The organism is Cyanobium sp. NS01 (genome assembly GCF_014280235.1).
In the GTDB taxonomy this organism is placed as follows: domain Bacteria; phylum Cyanobacteriota; class Cyanobacteriia; order PCC-6307; family Cyanobiaceae; genus NIES-981.
Genome location: NZ_CP047940.1, coordinates 2,528,105 through 2,553,632, shown reverse-complemented (window position 1 = coordinate 2,553,632; position 25,528 = coordinate 2,528,105). Strand labels below are relative to the sequence as shown.

Here is a 25,528-nt window from a genome sequence, read left to right as displayed (position 1 = left end):
CACAGCCTTGAGTATGGACGCCCCCGCTGTTCAGCTCAGCAGCCAGTGGTCAGTGATGTCCTCCGCCAGGAAGCGCCACAGATCCGGGCGGAGCGGGTGCTTCAGCACGGTCTGGCTGGGATGGCGCCAGGGGCGCAGCACCTCGTGGGGGCGGGGCCGCCCGTGGAACTTGAGCACGCAGGCCGCCTGGCGGGCCCGCGCGGCGGCGGCGGCATCGCGGCGGGCCAGCTTGCGCAGGCCCCGGTAGGAGGCCACCAGCCCCTCGGGCCAGGTGGCCAGCGCTCCCGGGCAGTGGCGCTGCAGCGCCCGGTAGATGAAGTTCTGGTTGGGGCCTGGGGTGCCGTGGTCCTCCCCGTCCAGGTAGGCCTGCCATACCCGGGCCGTGGCCGCTCCCGGCCGCAGCTGCATCACGCAGGAGTTGAGGGTGGGGTAGCTCCAGTCGCGCACGCCGATCAGCGGGGCCGGATCGGCCGCGCCGAACCGCAGCAGCGGCTCGAGGCCGGCGCGCACCACCAGGGTCACATCGAAGAAGAGAAAGGGCCTCTCGCCGGTGATCGCGGCATTGAAGAGCTGGATCTTGCTGCAGAAGCCCTGCAGGCCCAGGGGCTCCAGCTGCCGGTGCTGCAGGCCGAGGCTGGCCAGGGCCGGACGGTTGGCCGCGTCACACAGCACCGTGAGGCTGTGGGGTGCGCTCAGGTGCCGCTTCAGCATGCGCTGCAGCCGCTCGGCGTAGTGGGGCCCGTAGCTGCGGCCGGTGAGCACCGTGAACACCTGTAGCCCCATCAGGCGGCCAGGTTGCGGAAGCGGGTGAACTGGGGTTCGAACAGCAGCTTCACCGTGCCCACCGGGCCGTTGCGGTGCTTGGTCACGATCACCTCGGTGATGCCCCGGTCGGGTGTTTCCGGGTTGTAGTACTCGTCGCGGTAGATCATCAGCACCAGGTCGGCGTCCTGCTCGATCGAGCCCGATTCGCGCAGGTCGCTCAGCATCGGCCGCTTGTTGGTGCGGGATTCCACGCCTCGGCTGAGCTGGGAGAGGGCCATCACCGGCACGTTGAGCTCCCGGGCCATGCCCTTGAGGCCCCGGGTGATGCGGGAGAGCTCCTGCACCCGGTTGTCGGGGGTGGAGCCCTCCATCAGCTGCAGGTAGTCGATCACGATCAGGCCCAGCTCCTTGCCTGATTCCGCCATCAAGCGGCGGCAGAGCGAACGCATCTCCAGCACGCCGGCATTGGGTTTGTCGTCGATGAACAGGGGCAGCTGGCCGAGGCTATTGATGCCCTGGCCGAGCAGGGGCCACTCCTCCTGCTGCAGCCGGCCGGTGCGCAGCCGGCCGCTCTCGATGCCCACCTCCATCGACAGCAGCCGGTAGGTGAGCTGCTCCTTGCTCATCTCCAGGCTGAACACACACACCGGCAGCTGGTGCAGCTGGGCCACGTTCTTGGCGATGTTGAGCACGATCGAGGTCTTGCCCATGGCCGGGCGGCCGGCCACGATGATCAGATCGCTGCGCTGCAGTCCCTGGGTGATGGCATCCAGGTCGTAGAAGTTCACCGGGATGCCCGCCACCGAGGTGCCGAGCGAGCGGCTCTCGATCTCGTTGAAGGTGCTGGTGAGGATCTCGGCGGTGGGGGTGAGGCCCTGGCTGGGTTTTTCCTGGCTGATCGCGAAGATCTTCTGCTCGGCCTCATCGAGCACCTGGTCCATCGGCTTGCCCTGATCGAAGCCGAGCTGGATCACCTCGTTGCCGGAGCGGATCAGCCGGCGCCTCAGGAACTTGTCCATCACCAGGCGGGCCACCTGGTCGATCGAGGCGGTGGACATGGTGCGCTCCACCAGCTCCACCAGGCGGCTGCTGCCGCCCACCTTCTCCAGCAGGCCGGTGTCCGCCAGCCAGGCGGTCATGGCGGTGAGATCGGTGGGCTTGCCCTGGCTGTGCAGCATCAGGGCGGTGCGGTAGATCTCCCGGTGGGCCCCCAGATAGAAGGCCTCGGGCTGGAGCACGTCCGCGACCCGGCTGATGGCGTCGGGATCGAGCAGCACGCCCCCCAGCACCGCCTCTTCCGCCTCCAGGTTCTGGGGGGGCACGGAGTCGGGCAGGGCCTCGAAGCTGGCCTCATCCCGCAGCCGTCCCCGCCGCGGGGCGGGCCGCACCGGCGCGATGTCGCTCTGCCCGGCAGAGGGATCGCGGTCGGCCTCGGCGCCTTGATGACCGTCGGGCTCGCGCTCTGAAAGCGGCAGGCTCACCATGGCTGGATGTCCCGCTGGGAGGCCGGCCAGTCCCTGGGGTGCTGGCGGCGGTGGGCGCCCATTCTGGCCTGACCGGGCCGAGCGCTCAGTGGCTGATCACTTCGAGGTTGATCTCGGCCGTCACCTCGGGGTGCAGCTTCACGTGCACCTTGTAGGAGCCGGTGCGGTGGATATCGGGCACCGTGATGTCGCGGCGGTCCACATCCTTCTTGGTGGCGGCTTCGATCGCCTCGGCCACGTCGCCGTTGGTTACGGTGCCGAACAGCACGTCATCGCCGCCGGTCTGCTTCTTCACGGTGAAGCGGCCGATCGTGGCCAGGGCGGTGCGGAAGGCCTCGGCCTCGGCCCGCAGGGCCGCCTGGCGCTCGGCCTCCTTGGCCCGGCGGGCCTCCACCTGCCGCAGCACGGCTCGGGTGAGGGGAACGGCCTTGCCGGTGGGGAGCAGGAAATTACGCGCGTAGCCAGGGGCCACGTCCACCAGATCGCCCCCCTTGCCCAGGCTGAGGACGTCTTCGCTGAGAACGACTTGAACGCGCTTGGCCATGGGAAAAGGAGAGAGAAGTCTGATCGCGAGCCGATCCAGCAGCCTACGTGACGGGCTCAGGCCCTCAGGCTGGGCCTGGCCGCGATGGCGGGGAGACGCACCTGTCTGGCCAGGCCCAGCCGACGCATCAGCCGGATGTGCTGCCAGGTGAGGTCGAGCTGGCGGCCGAAGCCATGGCGCGCCGAGTGGGGGAAGGCGTGGTGGTTGTTGTGCCAGCCCTCACCGAAGGTGAGCGCGGCCACCCACACGTTGTTGCGGGACTGGTCGCCGCTGTCATGGGACACCTTCCCCCAGCAGTGGGTGGCCGAGTTGACCAGCCAGGTGCAGTGGTAGACAACCACCAGGCGCAGCGGGATGCCCCAGAGCACCAGGGCCCAGCCGCCGGCACCGGTGACCGTGCCGATCCAGAACAGCAGGCCGGCCAGGGGCAGCTGCAGCAGCAGGAACCAGTTGTTCAGCCAGCGGTAGTAGGGGTCACGGGCCAGATCACCGGTGAGGCGGGGCACCGCGGCCATGGCGGGAACGGTCTCGAACATCCAGCCCATGTGGCTCCACCAGAAGCCCTTGAGGCTGCTGTGGTGGTCGACGTCGGTGTCGGAGAACTTGTGGTGGTGGCGGTGCAGGCCCACCCAGTCGATCGGGCCGTGCTGGCAGCTGAGGGCGCCGCAGGTGGCGAAGAAGCGCTCCAGCCAGTGGGGCACGCGGAAGGAGCGGTGGCTCAGCAGGCGGTGGTAGCCAACGGTGACGCCGAGGCAGGCCGTGACCCAATAGAGCACCAGGAAGCTGGCCAAGGCGGGCAGGCTCCAGAAGCGGGGCAGCAGGGCCACGATGGCGAGCGCATGGAGCGCGCCCATGTAGGCCACGATGGTCCAGTTGATGCCCGGTTCGCTCTGGGGTGCGGCTGCGCCGCTGCGGGGTTGGCGCAGGGCCTCGGCCCGCAGCAGCCCCCTGGTGCCGCCGCTGATCCGGGCGGGCTGCCGGGTGCTGCGGGCACTGGGACGGGGACGGGCTCGGCTGGAGGCTGTTGCGGTCATAACGGACCGACTCCTGATCACTGGGTAAGATGGTAGCAATACGAATCCTGATCGCAAGACTTCGCAGTGGGTTACCGGGACGACCTCGCGGCCGGGCGGGTGGCCTTTGCCCATCTCGTTCGCCTCTGGCACGGCCGCAATGGCTGGAGCCACCGCGTGCTGCCCGCCCTGGCCGAGGCCCTCGATCTCGGCCGCGTGCACAATTCCCAGCTCTCGATGTTGCGCAACGGCAAGCTCGCCTCCCCGGGGCCGGAGGTGTTCCTGGCCCTGGGGCGCATCAACCAGTTGCTGGCCGCCGAGGTGGTGGATGGCACCCTCTCCGAGTCGCTGCGGCAGCAGCTCGCCGACCAGCCCTCACTGCTGGCCGACCTGCAGGCCTCGGCCCTGCCGGTGCAGGAGCCGGGCGAGGCGGTGCTCGGGCCCGGCGAGCTGCTGGAGGTGTTCGTGGGTCTGCGCCATCCCCCGGCTGCCTTCGACCTGCGCATTGCCGAGGGCGAGGCCCTGATCCTGAGTGCCGCCCTGGCTGAGCTGCTCACCGCCGGCCACCCCTGGCGGCTGTGCCGCGACACGGTGCTGGCGGCCTATCCGGTGAGCAAGCGCTCGCGGCGGGAGCGCTTTGCTGCGGTGATCGCCGGCCAGTGTGACTACAGCGCCGCCGAGCTCGATGCCGAACTCCCTGACCTGCGCCGCACCCTGGCGACCCTGGGCGGTGTGGAGGAGCAGCGCCTCAGCCCGGCCCGCTTTCTCGATCTGCTGCGTCAGCGGGCCCGGGGCCTCGGCGGCCTGGCGCCCGACCCTGGCGAGGCCGACCTTGGCGCGGCGATCCGCCAGCAGCTGGGCGGCCTCTGATCCCTCAGGGGCGGTAGTGGGCCAGCCGCACGCGCCGCGCCCAGCCCAGGGCCCTCAGCAGGCGGATGTGCTGCCAGGTGATGTCCAGCTCGAACCAGCGCAGGCCGTGGCGCGCCGAGTGGGGGAAGGCGTGGTGGTTGTTGTGCCAGCCCTCGCCGAAGGTGAGGATCGCCACCCACCAGCAGTTGCGCGAGCGGTCGGGGCAGTTGAAGTTGCGGTAGCCGAAGGCGTGGGTCGCGGAGTTCACCAGCCAGGTCACGTGGTACACGAGCACCAGCCTCAGCGGGATGGCCCAGAGCACCAGGCCCAGCCCGCCGCCGTGCACCCCGGCCAGCTCGCCATAGGCATAGAGGGCGACGCCGAGGGGCGCCTGCAGCAGCAGAAACCAGCGATCCAGCCAGCGGTAGAAGGGGTCGCGCTGCAGATCCCCGGTGAGCCGCTCCACGTGCTCCAGGGCTGGGATCTGGTGCAGCATCCAGCCGCTGTGGGCCCACCAGAGGCCGCGGCCGGCGTCGTGGTGGTCGTTGGGCTGGTCGGAGAACTTGTGGTGGTGGCGGTGCAGGCCCACCCACTCGATCGGCCCGCTCTGGCAGGCCATGGCACCCATCAGCACCAGGGTGCGCTCCAGCCAGAGGGGGGCACTGAAACTGCGGTGGGTCACCAGCCGGTGCAGGCCCAGCGTCACGCCCAGCACGGTCATCCAGTAGAGGAACGCCAGGGCCACCAGGGCCTGCCAGCTCCAGAACCTCGGCAGCAGGGCCACCACGGCCCCCACGTGCATGGCCAGCATGAAGCCGGTGGTGCCGAGCTTGTAGCGCCGTTGCCGGGGGGGCAGGGGCTTGCGGCGGCTGCGCAGGGCAGCCAGCAGCTGGCGCTCCTGCTGGCTGCCGGCTGTGGTTGCCGGCAATGGCGGGGCGGGGTTGAGCTGAATCACCAAGTGCGTGGGGAGCGGGAGTGGACGGTGCGGCGGCGGTGCACCCCCGGGCCGGCTCGGCCGGTCTGGGGATCTGCGGAGGCCGTAAGCCGTTGGACGTCTGTGTCCGGCTCCCGAGTGGCGGGAATCTAGACGGGCAACATGGGAGCCCCTCCGGCCCCAGCGATGTCCAACCCCTGCTGGGCCCGCGACCAGCTCCATGGCGCCAGCGCCCGCATCGCCCCCTTCGCCGAGCGCCACACGGCCGGCGTGCAGCCCCGACTGGAGCGGGTGCTGGCGGCCCTGGCGGCGGAGCGGGTGGGGGTGCAGCACTTCGCCTCGGTGAGCGGCTACGGCCATGGCGACCAGGGCCGCGAGGTGCTCGATCGGGTGTTCGCGCGGGTGCTGCAGGCCGAGGCCGCCGCCGTGCGGCTGCAGTTCGTCAGTGGCACCCACGCCATCGCCGCCGCCCTGTTCGGCGTGCTGCGGCCCGGGGATCGGCTGCTTTCCCTCACGGGCCGTCCCTACGACACCCTCGAGGAGGTGATCGGCCTGCGCGGGCAGGGCCAGGGGTCCCTGGCCGAGTTCGGCGTCCGCTACGCCGAAGTGCCTCTGAGCGCCGCCGGCCGGGTGGATCTGGAGGCGGTGGACCTGGCCCTGGGTGAACCGACGCGGATGGTGCTGATCCAGCGCAGCTGCGGCTACAGCTGGCGGCCCTCCCTCTCGATCACGGCGATCGCCGAGCTGGCCGAGAGGGTGAAGCGGCGCCAGCCCGGCTGTGTGGTGTTCGTGGACAACTGCTACGGCGAACTGGTGCAGGGGCAGGAACCCACCGCCGTGGGGGCCGATCTGATCGCCGGCTCCCTGATCAAGAACCTGGGCGGCACGATCGCCCCCACCGGCGGCTACGTGGCCGGCCGCGCCGAGCTGGTGGAGCAGGCCTGCTGCCGGCTCACCGCCCCGGGCATCGGCGCCGAGGGCGGCACCAGCTTCGACCTCAACCGCCTGCTGTTCCAGGGGCTGTTTCTGGCGCCCCAGATGGTGGCCGAGGCCCTGATCTGCAGCGAGCTGGTGGCCCAGGTGTTCAGTGACCTCGGCTACGCCACCCAGCCGCGGCCCGGGGAACCGCGCAGCGATGTGATCCAGGCGGTGCGGCTTGGCTGCCCCGAGCGGCTGGCCACGGTGTGCCGCGCCTTTCAGGCCGCTTCCCCGGTGGGCGCCTACCTGGATCCGGTGCCGGCGCCGATGCCCGGCTACGCCAGTGAACTGGTGATGGCGGGCGGCACCTTCATCGACGGCAGCACCAGTGAGTTGTCCGCCGATGCGCCGCTGCGGGAGCCCTATGTGCTGTTTGCCCAGGGCGGCACCCACCGGGCCCATGCCCGCATCGCTCTGGAACGGGCCCTGGCGGCCCTCGCCGAATCCGGGCATGGTCCTCCAGACTGACGCGCACTGTCCTGCCCCCCGCGTGCGATGGCGCTCTCCTATCCCAGCGACTGTCGCTATGCCGACAGCCACGAATACGTGCGCCCCGATGGCGACAACGTGCGTCTGGGCCTGAGCGCCTTCGCCATCGACCAGCTCGGCGACATCGTCTTTGTCGAACTGCCTGCGGTGGGGGATGAGCTCACCCAGGGCCAGAGCTGCGGCAGCATCGAGTCGGTGAAGGCGGTCGAAGACCTGCTGGCTCCGATCTCCGGGGTGGTGCAGGCCCGCAACGAGGCCGTGATCGCCAGCCCCGAAGAACTGCAGAACGATCCCTACGGCGAGGGCTGGCTGCTGCTGCTGCAGCCCAGCGAGCCGGCCCAGCTGGAGAACCTGCTGGAGGCGACGGCCTACGCCGCCAAGGTGGAGGGCCACTGAGCATGACCTCATCGCTGATCAACACCACGGCCCAGGCGGCAGTCCAGGCTGATGCCGCGCCCCAGTCCGTCCAGTCCTCTCGCAGCCCCGGGGCCCCTGGCCCGCAACTCGACCCCCTGCCCCGCCCCAGCTTCGTGGAGCGGCACATCGGGCCCGATGGGGCCGAGCAGGCGCAGCTGCTGGCCGAGCTCGGCCTCACCAGCCTCGAAGATCTGTCCTCCCAGGTGGTGCCGGCCGACATCCTCCTGAGCTCCGAGCAGGCCGCCGAAGGGCTGCCCGCCCCCTGCGACGAGGCCACCGCCCTGGCGGAGCTGGCCGAGATCGCCGCCGCCAATGGGGTGGTGCGCTCCCTGATCGGCCAGGGCTACCACGCCACCATCACGCCGGCGCTGATCCAGCGCCACGTGTTCGAGAACCCCGCCTGGTACACCGCCTACACCCCGTACCAGGCCGAAATCGCCCAGGGACGACTGGAGGCCCTGCTCAACTTCCAGACCCTGATCAGCGAGCTGACGGGCCTGCCGATCGCCAACGCCTCCCTGCTCGATGAGGCCACCGCCGCCGCTGAGGCGATGGCCCTGGCCCGGGCCGTCAGCAAACGCACCACGGCCAACACGTTCCTGGTGGATGCCCAGGTGCTGCCCCAGACCCTGGCCGTGCTGCGCACCCGGGCGGAACCGCTGGGCATCACGATCCGCCCGATCGATGCCGCCGGCCTGGCTGGCGACCTGGCGGCGGGCAGTGACCAAGGCCTGTGGGCGGAAGCCTTTGGGCTGTTGCTGCAGCTCCCCGGCCAGGACGGCCGCCTCTGGGACCCGGCGCCACTGCTGGCGGCGGCGGCCGTGGCGGGGGTGGTGAGTGCCGTGGCGATCGATCCCCTGGCCCAGGTGCTGCTCGCTCCCGTGGGCGAGCTGGGGGCCGACATCGCCATCGGCAGCGCCCAGCGTTTCGGCGTGCCGATGGGCTGTGGCGGGCCCCATGCGGCCTTCTTCGCCACCCGCGAGACCTACAAGCGCCAGATCCCCGGCCGCCTGGTGGGTCGCTCCATCGATGCCGAGGGCCGTCCGGCCCTGCGGCTGGCCCTGCAGACTCGCGAGCAGCACATCCGCCGCGACAAGGCCACCAGCAACATCTGCACCGCCCAGGTGCTGCTGGCGGTGATCGCCGGCTTCTATGCCGTGCACCACGGTCCGGCCGGCCTCACCGCCATGGCCGAGCGGGTCACCCGGCTGCGGCTGGCCCTGGTGGCCGGGTTGCGGGCCCTGGACCTGGTCCCGGAGCCGGGCCCTGGTTTCGACACGGTGCTGCTGCACAGCACCCGCTCTGAGCAGCTGCTGCAGGCCGCCCGGACGGGCGGCTTCAACCTGCGGCGCCTGGAGGGCGCCGTGGGCATCAGCCTCGACGAGGCCAGCAGTGCTGAGGAGCTGGCCCGGCTGCTGGCCTGCCTGGCGACGGTCACGGCCTCAGCTGGTGTGGCCTCCGGCCACGCGAGTGCGGCTGAGCTGGCCGCCGAGCGCGCCCGGCTGGCCTGCCAGGAGAGCCTGCACCAGGCCGACTGGCGCCAGGCCTGGCAGGGCATCCCCCAACGGCAGGGGGCCTGGCTGCAGCAGCCCATGTTTCAGGAACACCGCAGCGAAACCGAGCTGCTGCGCTACATCCAGCAGCTGGCGAGCCGGGATCTCTCCCTGGTGCACGCCATGATCCCGCTGGGCAGCTGCACCATGAAGCTCAATGCCGCCGCCGAGCTGGCCCCGGTGAGCTGGCCCGCCTTCGCTCGCCTGCACCCTTACGCTCCCGCCGAGCAGCTGCGGGGCTACCGCCGCCTCGCCGCCGACCTGGAGCAGTGGCTGGCAGCCATCACCGGCTTCGCGGGCGTCTCGCTGCAGCCCAACGCCGGCTCCCAGGGCGAGTACGCCGGCCTGCTGGCGATCCGCGCCTGGCACCACAGCCGTGGCGAGCAGCACCGCGACATCTGCCTGATTCCCACCAGTGCCCACGGCACCAATCCCGCCAGCGCGGTGATGGCGGGCATGCAGGTGGTGGCGGTGGCCTGCGACGCCCAGGGCAACATCGACCTGGCCGATCTGGAGGCCAAGGCCAGCCGCCATGGCGAGCGCCTCGCCGCTCTGATGGTCACCTATCCCTCCACCCACGGCGTGTTCGAAACCGCCATTCGCCGCATCGGTGAGCTGGTGCATGCCCAGGGCGGTCAGGTGTATCTCGACGGCGCCAACCTCAACGCCCAGGTCGGACTCTGCAAGCCTGGGCTCTACGGCGCCGACGTGTGCCACCTCAACCTGCACAAGACCTTCTGCATCCCCCATGGCGGCGGCGGTCCGGGGGTGGGCCCGATCGCGGTGGCGGCCCATCTCGTGCCCTTCCTGCCCGGTGACCCCTCCGGGCTGCAGCCGGCTGCAGCCGGGGCTGGGCCGGTGGCGGCCGCGCCCCTGGGCAGCGCCTCCATCCTGCCGATCAGCTGGATGTACATCCGCATGATGGGCGGCTCCGGCCTGCGGGCTGCCAGCCAGGTGGCCCTGCTCAGCGCCAACGTGCTGGCCGAGCGCCTCGATCCCCACTTCCCCGTGCTTTACCGGGGGGCGGGGGGCCGGGTGGCCCATGAGTGCATCCTCGATCTGCGGCCCCTCAAGCGCAGCTGCGGCCTGGAGGTGGACGATCTGGCCAAGCGGCTGATGGACTACGGCTTCCACGCCCCCACGGTGAGCTGGCCGGTGGCGGGCACCGTGATGGTGGAGCCCACCGAGAGCGAGGGGCTGGCCGAGCTGGATCGCTTCTGCGCCGCGATGGTGGCGATCCGGGCCGAGGCGGCCGCCATCGAGTCGGGCGTGGTGGACCGCGACAACAACCCGCTGCGGCGGGCCCCCCACACCCTGGCTGCCGTCACCGCCGACGTCTGGGACAGGCCCTACAGCCGCAGCCAGGCGGCGTTCCCTGCCGGAGAGCAGCAGCAGGCGAGCAAGTTCTGGCCCAGCGTGGCTCGGATCGACAATGCCTACGGCGATCGCAACCTGGCCTGCACCTGCCCGTCGGTTGAGGAACTGGCTCTGAAGGAGCCTTTGGCTACGGCGGCCTGAGCGCCCATGGCGCACACTGGCGGCACCGCAACAGCCCAGGCAAAAGCTTTTCTTTAGACTTGGGCCATTGCATTTGCAGCCAGATCTGTTGCAACTGCTGTTCAACGGGTTCGGTTCAGTTCCGGAACAGGTCTCGGCCCACTCCGCCATCCATCGCCTGGGGCTCATGAGCGATCACGACAGCAACGACGGCCGCGGCAGCGATGGCCCCAGCAGCGCCCCCCGGGGCCGCAGTGCCGGCCCAGCCAGCCCTGATAGCGCCGACCAGCCAGCCCCGGTGGCCCCGGCCCTGAAGCTGGCCAGCGTCAGGACCAGCCCCGGCGCCTCCAGCACCCGTCCGCTGATCAGCTCAGGTGGCCGCAGCGTCGGCCCCGTGGAGGGCACCAACGTGGTGCGCGTGCCTTTCGGCGTGCGGCAGGCCCGCCGCCGTCGGCCCGAGCGCCCTGACCACTGGGCAACCCTGGTGCTCCCCTTCCATGGCGTCGGTGGCGACCCCACCCCACCGCCAAAGGCGGCCTGAGCCGCTCAGGCCAAAGTCCTGGGGCGGAGCGGCGTTGGGGGTCCGGGCCGAAGCATCGGATCAGTAGTTGGATCCGGTGCGCCGCTGGTGCACTGCCGTGGTGCCCTCCGGGTCGAGTACGCCGCCCTCCTGGGCCTGGGCGTAGATCAGCCAGTGGTCGCCGCATTCCATCCGCTGCTGCACCGTGGCCTCCAGCCAGGCCAGGGCCTCCGGAAGCACTGGCTGGCCGCCGGGGGTGTGCTCCAGCTCCAGCCCGGCGAAGCGATCGGCACCGGGACTGAAGGGCTTCAGGAACCGCTTCATCGGCCCGGTTTCCCGCCCGGCGGCCAGCACGTTGAGGGCGAACTGGTCGCCGATGTGCAGCAGGCCCTCCACGGCCCTGTCCTTGGCCACCGCCACGGTGAAGCCGGGTGGGCTGAAGCTGGCCTGACTCACCCAGCTGGCCACCATGGCCCCCCCGAGGTCGGGACTGTCCGCAGCACTCTTCTGGGCCGTGAGCACGCACAGGGAACCCACCACCCGACCGAGAGCCTTGAGGGCCGGATCGCTGAGGCTCTCGTGCAGGCCGCCACCGCTGCGCCGCTCCTGGCGCTTCCTGGCACTCTGCAGCTCGCGGCCGAGGGCGGTGCCGGTCTCCTCGATCGCCTTGAGGGCCAGGGCATCGGGGCTGAACTTCACCTTGATCGGCTCGAACGCGAACTGGAAGCCGCCATCGCGCAGCTTGCTCTCCAGCAGATCCAGCGCCTCGCCGCTCCAGCCAAAGCTGCCGAACACCCCCACGGGCTTGGTACGGTCGCCCTCCGCCAGCACCGTGCCCAGGGCCGCCACGATCGGGGTGGGCGCATGGCCGCCCAGGGTGGGAGAGCCGATCAGCAGGGCATCGCAGGAGCGGATCGCCGCCTGCAGCTGATCCGGCTCGCTGAATTCACAGTTGATGCTCTCCACCCGCACGCCGGTGCGGGAAACGCCCCGGGCCAGGCCATCGGCGATGGTGGCGGTGTTGCCGTAGGCACTGGCGTAGAGCAGCGCCACCGACAGCCTCGATCGGTTCTGGCCCTCCCCCCAGCGGCGGTAGTCGGCCAGAAGGCTGCGCCAGCTCTCGGCGATGGCAGGGCCGTGGAATGGGGCGATCGTTCGGATCGGCAGTTCGTCGATCCGATCGAGAACGGTTTCCACCTGCCGGGCCATGGGGGCCATCAGGCAGTCGTAGAACCAGCGCCGGTCCTCCTCGGTGCTGCTGCGGTTGGCCTCGGCGAAACCCTCCTGACAGATGTGGGCGGAGAAGAACTTGCTGCTCATCAGCAGACCCGTGGACTCCTCGAACGCCATCAGGGCGCCGGGCCAGCGGGGGGTGGGAGCCGGAATCAGGCGCAGCTGCAGCCCACCGGCCAGGGGGCGGCTCGCCTCCTGCTTCACCACATCGATCGTCGGCTGGGGCGGCAGCGGCGCCAGCTCCGGTGCCCCCGGGGCCGGTGGACGCCGTTGATCCCAGAGCTCACGCACCAGCTTGGCCCCGGCATTCGAGGCCACCAGGGCCAGGTTCGGCCAGCGGGCCGCCAGGGCCCTCAGCAGTTCCACCCGGTTGGGGTTCACCACTCCCACCACCACCTTCAGCGCCTCATGGCTCGGAACCAGCTCCGCCAGAGCAGCGAAGAACGGTTCGGCATAGGTCATGCCGGGGGGATGGATCAGCACCGGCGGCACCGTGTGGCCGGTGCTGGTGCTGCCCTGCTCAAACAGGAAGCTGTTGGCGGTGGTGCCCCGTTCGAGGCCGTATTCCACCTCAAAGCGCGAACGGCGTGGACTCAGGCCCCGCAGGCACACCAGCGTGGGCTCCAGACGGATCACCAGCACGCGGCGCTCGGCTGTCGGGGCAGCCTGGGCGGGCGATCCGCCGATCGAGGTTGTCATCAGTAGTGGTTGCCCACCTTGCGGTGGTGCACGGCGGTGGCGGCCTCAGTGTCGGCCACGTTCCCCACTTCCACCTCGGCGTAGATGATCCAGTGGTCAGGCCCCTCCATCCGCTGGGCCACGCGGCATCCCAGGAAGGCCAGGGCATCCCCGAGCACGGGCCCGCCCGCGGCGGCGCCCTCCACGGTGGCCACACCGGCGAAGCGGTCGGCCCCGGGCGGGAAGCGCTTGAGGAAGTGGCGTAGCAGCAGCTGGTGGTTGTCCTCCCGCAGGATGTTGAGCACGAAGCGATCGCCCACCTGGAGCAGGGATTCGATCGCCCGGTCCTTGGCCACGGCCACGGTGAGGCCGGGTGGCTCAAAGCTGGCCTGACTCACCCAGCTGGCCACCATGGCGCTGCTGAGGCTGCCGCCATCCTCGGTGGTCTGCTGGGCCGTCACCACGTAAAGCCCGCCGCTCAGGCGGCCCAGGGCCTTGTCCAGGTCGCCGTCGAGCGCCTTCATGGCCGCGATCGTGCGCGCCTTGGTGAGCAGCTGGCCCAGATCGGTGCCGGCCTCCTCACAGCGCTGGTAGTCGTCCGCATGGGGCACCTGGCGGATGCGCAGAGGCTCGAAGGCGGCCTTCTGGCCGAGGCTGCGCAGCTTGGAGGCCACGGTGTCGATCGGCTCGTCGTTGCCGCCGAAGGCGTCGTAGCAGGCCACCCATTGCTTCGGTTTGATCGCGGCCAGCAGGGTGCCGATCGAGGCCTGCAGCTCGGCGTCGGGGCTGGCGGGCCAGGTGGGCACCACCACGGCGCTGGCCTCCCCCACCAGGGCGCTCAGCTCCTGGGCATCGGTGGCGCGCAGATCCACCAGCTGCACCTGGGCACCGGCCTTGCCGATGCCGCGGGCGATCGCCTGGCTGAGCCGGTCACAGAAGCCGTACTGGCTCACGTAGCAGACGGCGGCATAGGTCTCACCGGCGCTGCGGTCGCTGCTCCAGTCGCGGTAGTCGTTCAGCCACAGGCTGAGGTGGTGACGCAGCAGGGGCCCATGGCCCACGGCGACCGTGTGGATCTGCGGCAGAGCGTCCATGCGCTTGAGGGCCTGCAGCACGCTGCGGGCATTGGGCCCCATCAGGCAGTCGTAGTAGAAGCGGAAGTCCGGGGCGATGGCGCCGGGGTCGCTGTCAAACAGCTCATCGGAGCAGTAGTGCAGCCCGAAGGCATCGCAGGTGTAGAGGGTGCCGGTGCCGTGATCGAAGGAGAAGATCGTGTCGGGCCAGTGCAGATTCGGCGCACTCAGGAAGGAGAAGCGATGCGCGCAGCCGCTCTCGGGGTTGGTGCCCAGATCGAGCTCGTCGCCACTCTTGACGGCGCGGCTCTTGAAGGGCCGGTGCACCTGATCCTGGAGGAACTGGATCGCCACCTTGGAACCCACGATCAGGATGTCGGGGTTGCGATCGATCAGGTGGCCGATCAGGCCGGAATGGTCGGGCTCGGTGTGGGACACGATCAGGTAGTCGATCGCGGCCGGATCGATCTGCTCCTCCAGCAGGGGCAGCCAGGTATCGGCGAACTTGAGGTGGCTGGTGTCCACCAGGGCCGTCTGGGCGCCGCGCACCAGAAAGGCGTTGTAGGTGGTGCCGTTGCGCAGCCCGAATTCGATGTCGAAACGGCTGCGGTCCCAGTCCAGGGAGCGGATCGCGGTGGTGTCGGCGGCGATGGCCTCGCACTGCAGGCTGAGGCGCGGCGACCCGGCGGGCTGGGCAGGAGCAGCGGCAGGCTGGGCCGCGGCGAACGGGGAGGTGACAGCTGCCATGGACACCCTCGGGAAGAAAGATGACTGTAGGTAACGCCAGCGGATCGTTGTCTCGATCGGCCGCACCGATCCCTGTCGCCGCCGACACCTGCCGCTCAGAGCCAGTACCAGGCGCTGAAGCGGGCGGCCTGGCCCCTGGGGCAGCCCCTGGCATCCCGCAGGGTCCACAGCCGGGCCCCCTCAATCCGGAAGCGGCGCCCCCGGCTGTCGATCCGTACCCCGCCATAGCCGCTGAGGGCCTCAGCCGCCCTGGCCTGGCGCAGAGCCTGCTGCCGGCCGCTGCGCTCCTGGGCTGCGGCGGTGAATTTCGAGGGCAGGCCCACCATCTCCCCCCAGCGCCGGCGCCACAGCACGAGGGCGCTGCGGTTGGCGTAGATCAACCGGGGGCCGGGGTCGGTGTCTGGATCGGCGCCGTCATGGGCGAGCACCGCAGCCGGAGAGGCGAACAGGGCCTGGGCCCGCTGCAGGTCGGAGGCGTCCGCGGCCAGGCCCGCCAGCAGGGGCCTGCCGAAGGCCTGCTGGTGGGACTGCAGGATCGAGCAGACCGTCTGCAGCGCGTCCGGCTGCAGCCAGCCGGCCAGGACGTTCTGCTTTGCCTGGGAGGAGATCATCGGTGGGCTGCGATCGGGCGTGGCTGGGGCGTGGCCGGTTCAGGAGCCAGTGCCTGCGGCTGATCCCGCCGCCTCCTTCTCCTTCTCCGTCTCTTTCTCCTCATTGCCGTTGTCCATGGCCCGGGCCATGGCCTCGTTGGAGCGCTCCCGGTTGTAGGTCAGCAGGTGCTCGAGAAACAGTCCGTTGGCCTCGGGAAAGCGGGGCGACTCCGCCAGGGGCAGTCGGCCGGCGGCATCGAGCCCGGTTTCCCCCTCCATCGCCGGCGTGATCACCACCAGATCGGGCGGCAGGGGGGCTTCGTAGCGCCACCAGCGGCTGGGATCGCGGATGGCCGAATGCACGGGCTGCGCTGTGGCGAGGGCCGCGGCAGGCCGGCTGCCCTTGCCGCGGGCCTGTCTGGCCAGCATCGTCTGGCGTCGCTTGGCCAGGTCGGCCAGCAGCTGGGCGCGGGATCGGCCCCGCAGCTGGAACAGCACGAAGGGGTCTTCACTGAAGCGCTCCCCCATCAGGTAGAACACCGCGCTCACGTGCTTGCAGGGGTTCGTCTTGTCCGGACAGGTGCACTCGCTGCGCACCTCCTGCAGCTTGAAGGGGAAGAGGCGTTTGCCGGAGGCGGCGAAGGCTCGCTCGATGTCCTCCGGCATCACGCCGGCCAGCAGCTGGGCTGACCAGCGGGCGTTCTGGCTGAGGGCCTCCAGCACATAGCCCCAGTCGTCGTCGTTGAGCACGTCGAGCCAGAGCTTCACCTTGTAGGGATCGTCGCCGCTGCCCTGCACCCGGGCGTGCACCCGGCGCCCCTCGAAACGGATCGAGGTGACGTTGCCGGAGCGGGCATACTCCCAGGCCCGCTCCAGGCGTTTCTTGAAGCGGTAGGAGTTGATCAGCTCCATCCACTGGGCCACCCACCAGGCCTGCTGGCCGAGGCCCTCGTTGCCGAGCTGGGTGGTGATCGGAGTGCTGGTCATGGCAACAGGATGACGGTGGGAATCGCTGGGATCAGGCTGGGGAGGATCATTCCTCCAGGGCCACCAGGTCACGCAGCTGGCCTACGTCCAGGCCCCCCAGCCACTCTTCGCCGGAGCCCACGATGTCTTCGGCGAGTCGGGCCTTTTCGGTGATCATCCTGTCGATCTTCTCCTCCACCGAGCCGCTGGTGATGAACTTGTGCACCATCACCCGGTTCTGCTGACCGATGCGGTAGGCGCGGTCGGTGGCCTGGTTCTCCACGGCCGGATTCCACCAGCGATCGATGTGGAACACGTGGCTGGCCCGGGTGAGGTTGAGGCCCACACCACCGGCCTTCAGCGACAGCAGGAAAAGCTGCGGGCCGCGGGGATCGTCCTGGAATCGATCCACCATGGCCTGGCGTTCCGCCTTGCTGGTGCTGCCGTAGAGGAAGGGCACCTCCTGGCGCCAGCTGCGCTCCAGGTGAGCCTTCAGCAGCAGGCCCCATTCGGAGAACTGGGTGAACAGCAGGGCCCGGTCTCCGGCTTCGATCACCTCCTCGAGGATTTCCTCCAGGCGTTGCAGCTTGGCGCTGCGGGCGGAGAACCCCTCGAAGAACTGGGGGTCGTCGCTGCTGGGCTGCTGGCGCAGGGCCAGGGCGGGATGGTTGCACACCTGCTTGAGCCGGGTGAGCAGGGCCAGCACCTGGCCGTGCTTCTGGCCCAGAGGTGCCCGGGCGATGGCATCCATGCTCTCGTCCACGGTGCGGGTGTAGAGCTTTTTCTGCTCGGGGCTTAGCCCCACCCATTCGTGCAGCTCCACCTTGTCCGGCAGGTCGGAGATGATCGAGCGGTCGGTCTTCAGGCGCCGCAGGATGAAGGGCCCCACCCTGGCCTTGAGATCGCGCAGCGAGGCCATGTCGCCATAGCGCTCGATCGGCAGCCGGTAGCGCTGGTGGAAGAAGGCCTCATCGCCAAGCACCTTCGGATTGAGGAAGTCCATCAGGGCCCACAGCTCGCTCACCCGGTTTTCCACCGGGGTGCCGGTGAGGGCGATCCGGAAGCGGCTGCTGCGGCCGGCCCGGCCCAGGTCGCGGGCCGCCATCGACTGCTTGGCGCCGGGGTTCTTGATCGCCTGGGCCTCGTCGATCACCACCCCCTGCCAGTCGATGCTCTCCAGCAGCTCGCTGTCGCGCTGCACCAGCCCATAACTGGTGAGCATCAGATCCACGCCCTTGAGGGCCTTCTTCAGGGCCGCCTCGCTGCTGGGCCGCCGCGGGCCGTAGTGCTCGCGCACCGCCAGATCGGGGGTGAACCCATGGGCCTCGCGCTTCCAGTTGGTGAGCACCGAGGTGGGGGCCACCAGCAGCACCGGCCGCTTCAGCTCCTCCTCGGCCTTGAGGTGCTGCAGGAAGGCGAGCAGCTGGATCGTCTTGCCCAGGCCCATGTCATCGGCGAGGCAGGCGCCCTGGTCGAAGCGGTGCAGGAAGGCCAGCCAGCCCAGGCCGCGCTCCTGGTAGGGCCGCAGCTGGCCCGCGAAGCCTGGTGGGGCCGGCAGTGGATCGGGGGCCTTCTGCTGGTGGTACTGCTCCAGCACCGCCTGCAGCCGCGGGCCGGCCGTGAAGGCATGGACCGGCAGGCGGTGGAAGGTGTCGCCGTCGGTGGCGGTGAGCCGCAGGGCGTCGTCGAGGCTGAGTTCGGGGTCGGCGGTGCAGAAGCGACCGGCGTTGCGCTGGTCGTTGGGACGCAGCTCGATCCAGACCCCCTTGTGCTGCACCAGGGGGCTGCGCTTGGCGGCGAGCCGCTCCAGATCGCGCAGGGTGAGGGTGACCCCGCCGATCATGAAGTCCCAGCTCCAGTCGAGCGTTTCGCCGAGGGTGAAGCCTCGGGAGCTCTTGGAGAGCTCGGCTGTGATGGACAGGCCCAGGCGGCTGGCCAGGCCGCCGGAGAGGCTGGCGGGCAGCACCACGCCCACCCCCACATCCCGCAGCTGGGCGGCACCGGTGCGCACCAGCACGAAGGCCTCGGCCGGGGTGAGCTGCATCGTGGTGGGGGTGGCCGAGTCCAGGCCCCGTTCGAGGGGCTGGAACACCGTGAGGGCGCGGCCGAGGCCCTCCAGCAGCAGCTCACCTGGCTGGGGCACGGCCACCTCGCCCAGCTGCAGGCCGCGGGTGCCCGCCGCCCAGGCCACAGCCGCCGGCACCCGCAGGCTGGGATCGGCCTCAGCCTGGAGGCTGAAACTCAGCTCCCAGAGCTCATCCCCCTCGGCTGGGGTGAACAGCTCGAGGCAGGCCCGGGCCGGGGCCACCTTGCCGGCCACGGCCTCGCGCCAGTGGTGGGTGGCGATCACGAGGCGCTCCTCGTCCTCCTCGTCGAGGTGAAGACGGCCATCGCCCTTGGCCAGGGCCTTCTGCCAGGCCTGCAGCAGTGGATCGAGGCCTTCAGGGGCTGGCCTGAAGGTCTCCCGCAGCTGGCCATCGAGCAGGGCCTCCACCAGGCTGGCCACCCGCAGCCGGCCACTGCCGGGCCTGCGGCAGGCCAGGCAGGGATCGCCCTCGGGCCCGGCCGCCAGGGCGCAGGTGGCCACCTGGGGAATCCCCATGGCCAGCTGTTCGAGGCGATGGCGGTCGCCCTCCTGGTTGAGCAGGGGCAGCCAGCGGCCGTTGCCCTCCTCGATCTGGGGCAGCCAGCGGCCGCGGGCGATCAGGCTCAGGGCCCAGCGCTGCAGATGGCTCCACCAGCGCAGTTCATCGGCCATTTCCGGGTGCTTGCCCGCCAGGGGCAGCTGGCTGAGCCAGTCGGCGGCGCTGGCCGGATGCAGGGCCCAGCCCTCCACCTGCCAGGGCCACCACTGCAGCTCGCGGGGGATCGGCTCGCCGGCCTGCAGGGGCAGCCCAGACCAGCTCTGGCCATGGCTGCCGCGGCGGCCCCGGGCCGCCTGGGTGCGGCTGGGCAGGGTGAGGGTGGCGCGGGCGGGTCTGAGGGCCTCGGCCCAGTAGCCGTTGTCGTCGAGCCAGTCGGCCAGTTCGTCGGCGTTGAGGGCCAGGGGATGCTCGGGGGCCTCGGCGGCGGGCTGCAGCGGGGAGGCCACTTTCCAGGTGTCGGCCCACAGGAACAGCCGGCCCCCGGGTCCTTCGGGGGGAAACAGCCAGGTGGCGTGCAGCAGGCTCATCCCAGGGTGTTCAGAACCGGTCTCTCGACCCGGCAGGTCAGGGCGTGGGGGTCGGCCCCTCGGCCGACTGGACGCGTTGCGCCAGCAGGCGCGATCCGTGCAGCAGCAGGGCGGCGCCGACCAGCGGCAGCCAGGCTCGGATGAGCCCCATCATCACAGTTGGCGCAACCGCCACCAGTGCGGCCGGCAGCGGCAGGCCCGGCGGCCATGGAGTCAGGGCCGCCAGGCCGAGGCTGTGGATGCCGCACACCGCCCCCACCAGCCCCGCCTGCAGGTGAGCGTCATCGGGGTCGACCCGCTGCAGGTGGAAGGCCAGCAGGCCGTAGAAGAAGCCGCAGCCTCCGGCCCGCAGGGCCGCCTCCAGTCCCAGCGGCAGCCCCAGCAGCAGGGCAGCGGCGCCTGCCCCCAGCGCCCAGGTGACGGAGCGCAGGCGCAACTGGCGGCGGGATGGCGGGCTGGCGGCCTGACTCACGGCGGCGCCCCGGTGGGGCAGGGCCTCTGCGAACCGATCATGCTCCCCGGCTGGCCGGGCCTGCCGCCCCTAGCCTGCGGCCTGCCCATCCGCTCCCCATGTGGCTGTTTTCGCGCTGGCCGGAACGGCAGGCCCACCTGGTGCGCTGGCTGCTGCTGCTGGGCTGGCTGGCCCTGATCGCCTCGCTGCTGAGTCCGGCCCTGAGCGACTGGGCCCTGCGGCGGCCGCCCTGCCCTGAGGGCCTGGCCTGCCATGGCCACGGCGGCAACCAGCTGTTCTGGGGCATGGTGGTGCCCAGCGGTCTGCTGATCCTGGCGGCCGGCAGCCATGAGCTCTGGCGCCGCATCTGCCCGCTGGCCTTCGCCTCGCAGCTGTTCCGGGCCCTGGACCGCCAGCGCCGCGTGCCGGGCCGCAACGGCAAGCCCCAGCTGGCCAAGGTGGAGGGCGACTCCTGGCTGGGACGCCACCACCTGAGCCTGCAGTGGAGCCTGCTGATCGCGGGCCTGTGCCTGCGCCTGCTGGCGGTCAACAGCAGCCCCCTGGGCCTGGGTCTGCTGCTGGCCCTCACCGTGGCGGCGGCGGTCGCCGTGGGCTGGGCCTACGCCGGCAAGGCCTGGTGCCAGTACGTCTGCCCGATGGGAGCGGTGCAGCAGGTGGTCACCGGTCCCCGCGGGCCCCTGGCCGGTGCCGCCCACCTCGATTCCAGCCGCCTCACCCAGTCGATGTGCCGCACCGTGGCTGAGGACGGCCATGAGCGCTCCGCCTGCGTGGCCTGCCAGTCGCCCTGCCTCGACATCGACGCCGAACGCAGCTACTGGGCCGGCCTGGAGGGCAAGCGGGGCCTGCGCTGGGCCTGGCTTTCCTACCCGGGGCTGGTGCTGGCCTTCTTTCTGCTCGCCCGCCAGCAGGGGCCGGAGACGGTCGAGATGCTGCGCAGTGGCCTCTGGGCCTTCGATGCCGATCTGCCCGCCCGCGCCCTCGACCTCTGGCCCCGGGCCGAGGCCGGCTGGGGGGTGCCGCGGCTGCTGGCGATCCCGGCCCTGCTGAGCGCCGCCGGGGCCGGCAGCGTGGCTCTGTTCAGCTGGCTGGAGAGCGGCCTGCGCCAGGGGCTGAGCGCCGACCACAGCCCCGAGCGCGCCCGGGCCATGGCCCGCTCCCGCACCCGCCTGCTGGCCACCTTCCTGGCCGTGAACCTGTTCTTCTGGTTCGCCGATCCCAGCCTCGGGCTGGCGCAGGGCAAGGTGGGCCAGCTGATCCGCTCCCTGGTGCTGATCGCCAGCGCCATCTGGCTTTTCCGCGGCTGGCCCCGCGACGCCGACACCTACCGCCGGGAGAACACCAGCGCCAGCCTGCGCACCCAGCTCAGGAAACGCTTTCCCGATCTGGAGGCCCATCTCGATGGGCGCACCCTCGATGAGCTCACCCCCGGCGAGGTGTTCACCCTGGCCAAGGCGCTGCCCGCCCAGCTCGCCGCCACCAACCAGACGCTCTACCGCGACGTGCTGGCCGATCTGGTGCGCAGCGGCCGCCTGGAGCGGGCCACCAGCGCCGTGCAGCTCGAGGAGTTGCGCCTGGCCCTGGGTCTGGAGGAGGCCGATCACCACGCCGCCCTGCGCGAACTCTCCCTGGAGGACCCGCAGCTGCTGCAGCTCGACGCCCGCCAGCGGGCCAGCCTCAACCTGCGCGAGGAGGCCGCTGCCGAGGCTGTCCACGATCTGCTGCAGGTCGCCGGCCAGCATGATCTGCGCCCCGGCGCCCTCGATGCCGCCCAGAGCCTGCGGCTGGAGATGATCCGCCAGGATTCCGGTCTCGACGATGGCGCCTGGCAGGCCCTGCTGCTGCGCTTCGGGCCGCGCTCGACCTTCGCCCAGCGCCAGCTCAGCGCCGGCCTCGAGGAGCTGCCCGGCGAGCTGGCCCGACGCAGCGCCTTGGAGGCCGGAGCCGCGAACGACGGCCTGCTGAGGCCGTTGTTGCCGGTGATCGATCTGCGCATCGTCGGCCGCCTGCTGCCGCTGCTGCCGCTGCTGGCCGAGTTCCAGGCTGACGATCCCCTGCTGCGCCAGTTCGCCGCCCTGCAGGCTCTGTTGTCGCCCGGGGTGGTGGGCGAGGTGCATCGCCGCGACCTCACCCTGCTGCCCCACGCCGAGCCGCAGCCCGAATCCACTCCAGAACTCCAGCCCCCCCTGGCGCTGGAGCCGCTGCCGGATCCGCTGGCCGTGCTGGAGGACCTCTGGAGCGACCCCGATCCCGAGAACGCCTTCTGGTCGCTCTGGCTGCTCGACCAGCGCGACCCCGCCCGCGCCGCGCGGCTGCGGCGCACGCCCCGCGGCGGCCTGCCCAGTTCGGCCCACCTCGAGACCCTCCAGGCCGGCACACCGCCGGCCGAAGCCGAGCTGCTCCACTTGCTGGTGCAGGTGCCCCTGTTCGCGGAGCTGTCGCCTTCGGCCCTGTTCAACGTGGCGGCCTGGGGCCAGCTGCGCGCCTGGCAGGCCGGCGCGGCGATCCTGCAGCCGGGCGAGGAGGCCACCTGGATGGCGATCCTGCTGGAGGGCAGCGCCCGCGTCAGCGGCGAGGACTGGCAGGCGCGGGTGGCGGCGGGGGAGACCCTCGGCGAGATGGCCCTGCTCAGTGGCCGCCCGCGGGGGTCGGCCGTCACGGCCCTCCAGCCCGTGCGCGCCCTCGTGTTCGATGCCGCCGCCTTCGAGCAGCTGCTGCACCAGTCCTCCGGCTTTGCCCGCAGCCTGCTGCGCCAGCAGACTCGTCGCATCGAGCTGTTGAGCGATCATGCCCCCAGTGGGTAGATGACCTCAGCCATGGCCGCCGCCACCCCTCCAGCCCCCCGATCCGGGGCCGCCCGCCCCCGCAGCGGCGCCGAGATCCGCGCGGCCTTTCTCGACTTCTACGAGCAGCGCGGCCACCGGCGCCTGGCCAGCGCCTCGCTGATTCCCGACGACCCCACGGTGCTGCTCACCATCGCCGGCATGCTCCCGTTCAAGCCGGTGTTCCTGGGCCAGGCGCCGCGGCCGGCGCCAAGGGCCACCAGCAGCCAGAAGTGCATCCGCACCAACGACATCGAGAACGTGGGCCGCACGGCGCGGCACCACACCTTCTTCGAGATGCTGGGCAACTTCTCCTTCGGCGACTACTTCAAGGAGCAGGCGATCCGCTGGGCCTGGGAGCTGAGCACCGAGGTGTTCGGCCTCTCAGCTCAGAACCTGGTGGTGAGCGTGTTCCGCGACGACGACGAAGCGGCGGCGATCTGGCGCGACGTCGTGGGCGTGAACCCCAGGCGCATCATCCGCATGGATGAGGCCGACAACTTCTGGGCCTCCGGCCCCACCGGCCCCTGCGGCCCCTGCTCGGAGATCTACTACGACTTCCAGCCCGAACGGGGCGACGAGGGCCTCGATCTGGAGGACGACAGCCGTTTCATCGAGTTCTACAACCTGGTGTTCATGGAGTCGAACCGCGACGCAGGCGGCAACCTCACGCCGCTGGCGAGCCGCAACATCGACACCGGCCTGGGCCTGGAGCGCATGGCCCAGATCCTGCAGGGCGCGGCCAACAACTACGAAACCGATCTGATCTATCCGCTGATCGAAACGGCGGCGGGCCTGGCGGGCGTGGCCTACCCCAGCCTCGACGAAAAGGGCAAGACCAGCCTCAAGGTGATCGCCGACCACAGCCGCGCCATCACCCAGCTGATCGGCGATGGGGTGAGCGCCAGCAACCTGGGCCGCGGCTACATCCTGCGCCGGCTGCTGCGGCGGGTGGTGCGCCACGGCCGCTTGCTGGGCATCGACCGGCCCTTCCTGGCGGCCATGGGCGAGGCGTCGATCGCCCTGATGGGCCAGGCCTACCCCCAGCTCCGGGAGCGCCGCGAGCTGATCCTCGGCGAGCTGGAGCGGGAGGAGGCCCGCTTCCTGGGCACCCTCGAGCGGGGCGAGAAGCTGCTGGCCGAGGTGCTGGCGGCCCGGCCCCGCCAGATCAGCGGCGAGCAGGCCTTCGAGCTCTACGACACCTACGGCTTCCCCCTGGAGCTCACCGAGGAGATCGCCCAGGAGCACGGGCTCACGGTGGATCTGCCGGGCTTCGAGGCGGCCATGGAGGCCCAGCGCCAGCGCGCCAAGGCCGCGGCGGTGAGCCTCGATCTCACCCTGCAGGGCGCCATCGAGCAGCTGGCGGCGTCGCTGCAGCCCACGGCCTTCAAGGGCTATGAGGCCCTGGAGCACCCCAGCTGCGTGCTGGCCCTGGTGGTGAACGGCGCCCCGGCCGAGCGGGCCATGGCGGGGGATGGGGTGCAGATCGTGCTGGATGGCACGCCCTTCTACGGCGAGGGGGGCGGCCAGGTGGGCGACCGCGGCCTGCTGCTGGGCGGTGGCGATCAGACCGCCGCCGATGCCGGCGTGATCGTGAGCATCGCCTCGGTGAGCCGCAACCGCAGCGTGTTCGTGCACGACGGCCGCGTCGAGCGGGGCAGCCTGGCGGTGGGGGATCTGGTGACGGCCCGGGTGGACCCGGCCTTCCGCCGGCGGGTTCAGGCCCACCACAGCGCCACCCACCTGCTGCAGGCGGCGCTGAAGCAGGTGGTGGATCCGGCCATCAGCCAGGCCGGCTCCCTGGTGGACTTCGAGCGGCTGCGCTTCGACTTCCACTGCGCCCGGGCCCTGCGGGCCGAGGAGCTGGAGCAGGTGGAGGCGCTGATCAACGGCTGGATCCGCGACGCCCACCGCCTGGAGGTGCGGGAGATGGCGATCGAGGCGGCCCGCGCCGCCGGCGCCGTGGCGATGTTCGGCGAGAAGTACGGCGACGTGGTGCGGGTGGTGGATGTGCCCGGTGTGTCGATGGAGCTGTGCGGCGGCACCCACGTGGCCAACACCACGGAGATCGGCCTGTTCACGATCGTGGCTGAGAGCGGCGTGGCCGCCGGCATCCGCCGCATCGAGGCGGTGGCCGGTCCGGCGGCGCTGGCCTACCTCAAGCAGCGCGATGCGGTGGTGCGCCAGCTGGGGGAACGCCTCAAGGCCCAGCCGGGCGAGATCGTGGAGCGGGTGGCGGCCCTGCAGGAGGAGCTCAAAGGCGCCGGCAAGGCCCTGGCGGCTGCCCGCGCCGAGCTGGCCGTGGCCAAGGCCTCAGCCCTGGTTCAGCAGGCCGAACGCGTGGGCGCCGAGGGGGATCAGCCTGGCTGCCGGCTGCTGGTGACGCGCCTCGACGGTGTCGATGGCGCTGGCCTGCAGGGGGCAGCCCAGGACCTGGCCGCCCGGCTCGGCGATGGCGCCGCCGTGGTGCTCGGTGGCCTGCCCGATCCGGCGGACCTCAGCAAGGTGGTGCTGGTGGCCGCCTTCGGTCCTGCCGTGGTCGCCGCCGGCCCCAAGGCGGGAGCCTTCATCGGCGCGGTGGCGAAGGCCTGTGGCGGCGGCGGTGGCGGCCGCCCCAACCTGGCCCAGGCCGGCGGCCGTGATGGGGCCGCCCTCGATGGGGCGCTGGCCGAGGCCCTGGTGCAGCTGCGCAAGGCGCTCAGCTGAGCAGCCAGGGGCTGCCTAGGGTGCAGGGC

18 protein-coding genes are annotated in these 25,528 nt (G+C 71.1%); 7 read left to right on the top strand and 11 right to left on the bottom strand.

The window, feature by feature from the left end; genetic code table 11:
* Window positions 1-30: 30 nt before the first annotated feature.
* From CyaNS01_RS13360 to CyaNS01_RS13345, 4 genes are all read right to left on the bottom strand, one after another.
* The gene (locus CyaNS01_RS13360) at window positions 31-783 is read right to left on the bottom strand and encodes a hypothetical protein (RefSeq protein WP_186697550.1); all 753 of its coding nucleotides are present in this window, start codon (window positions 781-783) and stop codon (window positions 31-33) included.
* Window positions 783-2,249 (bottom strand): replicative DNA helicase, encoded by a 1,467-nt coding sequence (gene dnaB / locus CyaNS01_RS13355; RefSeq protein WP_186697548.1) that lies wholly within the window; start codon window positions 2,247-2,249, stop codon window positions 783-785. Before dnaB ends, CyaNS01_RS13360 begins: the two co-directional genes overlap by 1 nt.
* An 85-nt stretch (window positions 2,250-2,334) precedes the next feature.
* Window positions 2,335-2,793: a 50S ribosomal protein L9 gene (gene rplI / locus CyaNS01_RS13350; RefSeq protein ID WP_186697546.1), complete on the bottom strand. Its 459-nt coding sequence runs from the start codon at window positions 2,791-2,793 to the stop codon at window positions 2,335-2,337.
* A 56-nt stretch (window positions 2,794-2,849) separates the two neighbouring features.
* Entirely contained in the window at window positions 2,850-3,827 is a 978-nt protein-coding gene (locus CyaNS01_RS13345; protein ID WP_186697544.1) for a fatty acid desaturase, read from the bottom strand.
* Window positions 3,828-3,893: 66 nt separating this feature from the next.
* Here CyaNS01_RS13345 and CyaNS01_RS13340 point away from each other — a divergent pair, with 66 nt between their 5' ends.
* Complete coding sequence (locus CyaNS01_RS13340) at window positions 3,894-4,676, top strand: hypothetical protein (protein WP_186697542.1); 783 nt, start codon at window positions 3,894-3,896, stop codon at window positions 4,674-4,676.
* Window positions 4,677-4,680: 4 nt separating this feature from the next.
* Here CyaNS01_RS13340 and CyaNS01_RS13335 read toward each other — a convergent pair whose 3' ends face one another.
* Window positions 4,681-5,544, bottom strand: coding sequence for an acyl-CoA desaturase (locus tag CyaNS01_RS13335; protein ID WP_370561861.1), 864 nt, complete (start codon window positions 5,542-5,544; stop codon window positions 4,681-4,683).
* A gap of 231 nt (window positions 5,545-5,775) precedes the next feature.
* Between CyaNS01_RS13335 and CyaNS01_RS13330 the strand changes: the two genes are divergently transcribed.
* The 4 genes from CyaNS01_RS13330 (at window position 5,776) to CyaNS01_RS13315 (ending at window position 11,064) form a co-directional block, all read left to right on the top strand.
* On the top strand, window positions 5,776-7,035 hold the full coding sequence (locus CyaNS01_RS13330) for an aminotransferase class I/II-fold pyridoxal phosphate-dependent enzyme (RefSeq protein ID WP_186697540.1): 1,260 nt from the start codon (window positions 5,776-5,778) through the stop codon (window positions 7,033-7,035).
* 27 nt (window positions 7,036-7,062) lie between these two features.
* Entirely contained in the window at window positions 7,063-7,452 is a 390-nt protein-coding gene (gene gcvH / locus CyaNS01_RS13325) for a glycine cleavage system protein GcvH (protein ID WP_186697538.1), read from the top strand.
* Window positions 7,453-7,454: 2 nt separating this feature from the next.
* Window positions 7,455-10,544 carry an aminomethyl-transferring glycine dehydrogenase gene (gene gcvP, locus CyaNS01_RS13320; protein ID WP_186697536.1) on the top strand — a complete coding sequence of 1,030 codons (3,090 nt, stop codon included), beginning with the start codon at window positions 7,455-7,457 and terminating at the stop codon, window positions 10,542-10,544.
* Between the two features lie 340 nt (window positions 10,545-10,884).
* Entirely contained in the window at window positions 10,885-11,064 is a 180-nt protein-coding gene (locus CyaNS01_RS13315) for a hypothetical protein (RefSeq protein WP_225875962.1), read from the top strand.
* Window positions 11,065-11,124: 60 nt separating this feature from the next.
* Here CyaNS01_RS13315 and CyaNS01_RS13310 read toward each other — a convergent pair whose 3' ends face one another.
* The 6 genes from CyaNS01_RS13310 to CyaNS01_RS13285 all read right to left on the bottom strand — a co-directional run bounded on the left by CyaNS01_RS13310 (window position 11,125) and on the right by CyaNS01_RS13285 (window position 19,974).
* A complete protein-coding gene (locus CyaNS01_RS13310; RefSeq protein WP_186697534.1) occupies window positions 11,125-12,975 on the bottom strand; it encodes a diflavin flavoprotein in 1,851 nt (616 codons plus the stop codon).
* Window positions 12,975-14,774 (bottom strand): diflavin flavoprotein, encoded by a 1,800-nt coding sequence (locus CyaNS01_RS13305; protein ID WP_225875692.1) that lies wholly within the window; start codon window positions 14,772-14,774, stop codon window positions 12,975-12,977. The genes CyaNS01_RS13310 and CyaNS01_RS13305 overlap by 1 nt, the downstream gene beginning before the upstream one ends.
* 95 nt (window positions 14,775-14,869) lie before the next feature.
* Window positions 14,870-15,385: an MEKHLA domain-containing protein gene (locus CyaNS01_RS13300; RefSeq protein ID WP_186697532.1), complete on the bottom strand. Its 516-nt coding sequence runs from the start codon at window positions 15,383-15,385 to the stop codon at window positions 14,870-14,872.
* A gap of 39 nt (window positions 15,386-15,424) precedes the next feature.
* Window positions 15,425-16,351, bottom strand: a complete 927-nt coding sequence (locus CyaNS01_RS13295; protein ID WP_186697530.1) for an SWIM zinc finger family protein — start codon at window positions 16,349-16,351, stop codon at window positions 15,425-15,427.
* A 46-nt stretch (window positions 16,352-16,397) separates the two neighbouring features.
* Complete coding sequence (locus tag CyaNS01_RS13290) at window positions 16,398-19,502, bottom strand: DEAD/DEAH box helicase (RefSeq protein WP_186697528.1); 3,105 nt, start codon at window positions 19,500-19,502, stop codon at window positions 16,398-16,400.
* A gap of 37 nt (window positions 19,503-19,539) precedes the next feature.
* The gene (locus CyaNS01_RS13285; RefSeq protein ID WP_186697526.1) at window positions 19,540-19,974 is read right to left on the bottom strand and encodes a hypothetical protein; all 435 of its coding nucleotides are present in this window, start codon (window positions 19,972-19,974) and stop codon (window positions 19,540-19,542) included.
* A gap of 98 nt (window positions 19,975-20,072) precedes the next feature.
* On the opposite strand from CyaNS01_RS13285, the gene CyaNS01_RS13280 reads away from it, so the two are divergent.
* Both CyaNS01_RS13280 and alaS read left to right on the top strand, forming a co-directional pair.
* Window positions 20,073-22,775 carry a cyclic nucleotide-binding domain-containing protein gene (locus tag CyaNS01_RS13280; protein ID WP_186697524.1) on the top strand — a complete coding sequence of 901 codons (2,703 nt, stop codon included), beginning with the start codon at window positions 20,073-20,075 and terminating at the stop codon, window positions 22,773-22,775.
* Complete coding sequence (gene alaS, locus CyaNS01_RS13275; protein WP_225875691.1) at window positions 22,776-25,499, top strand: alanine--tRNA ligase; 2,724 nt, start codon at window positions 22,776-22,778, stop codon at window positions 25,497-25,499.
* Window positions 25,500-25,528: the final 29 nt, after the last annotated feature.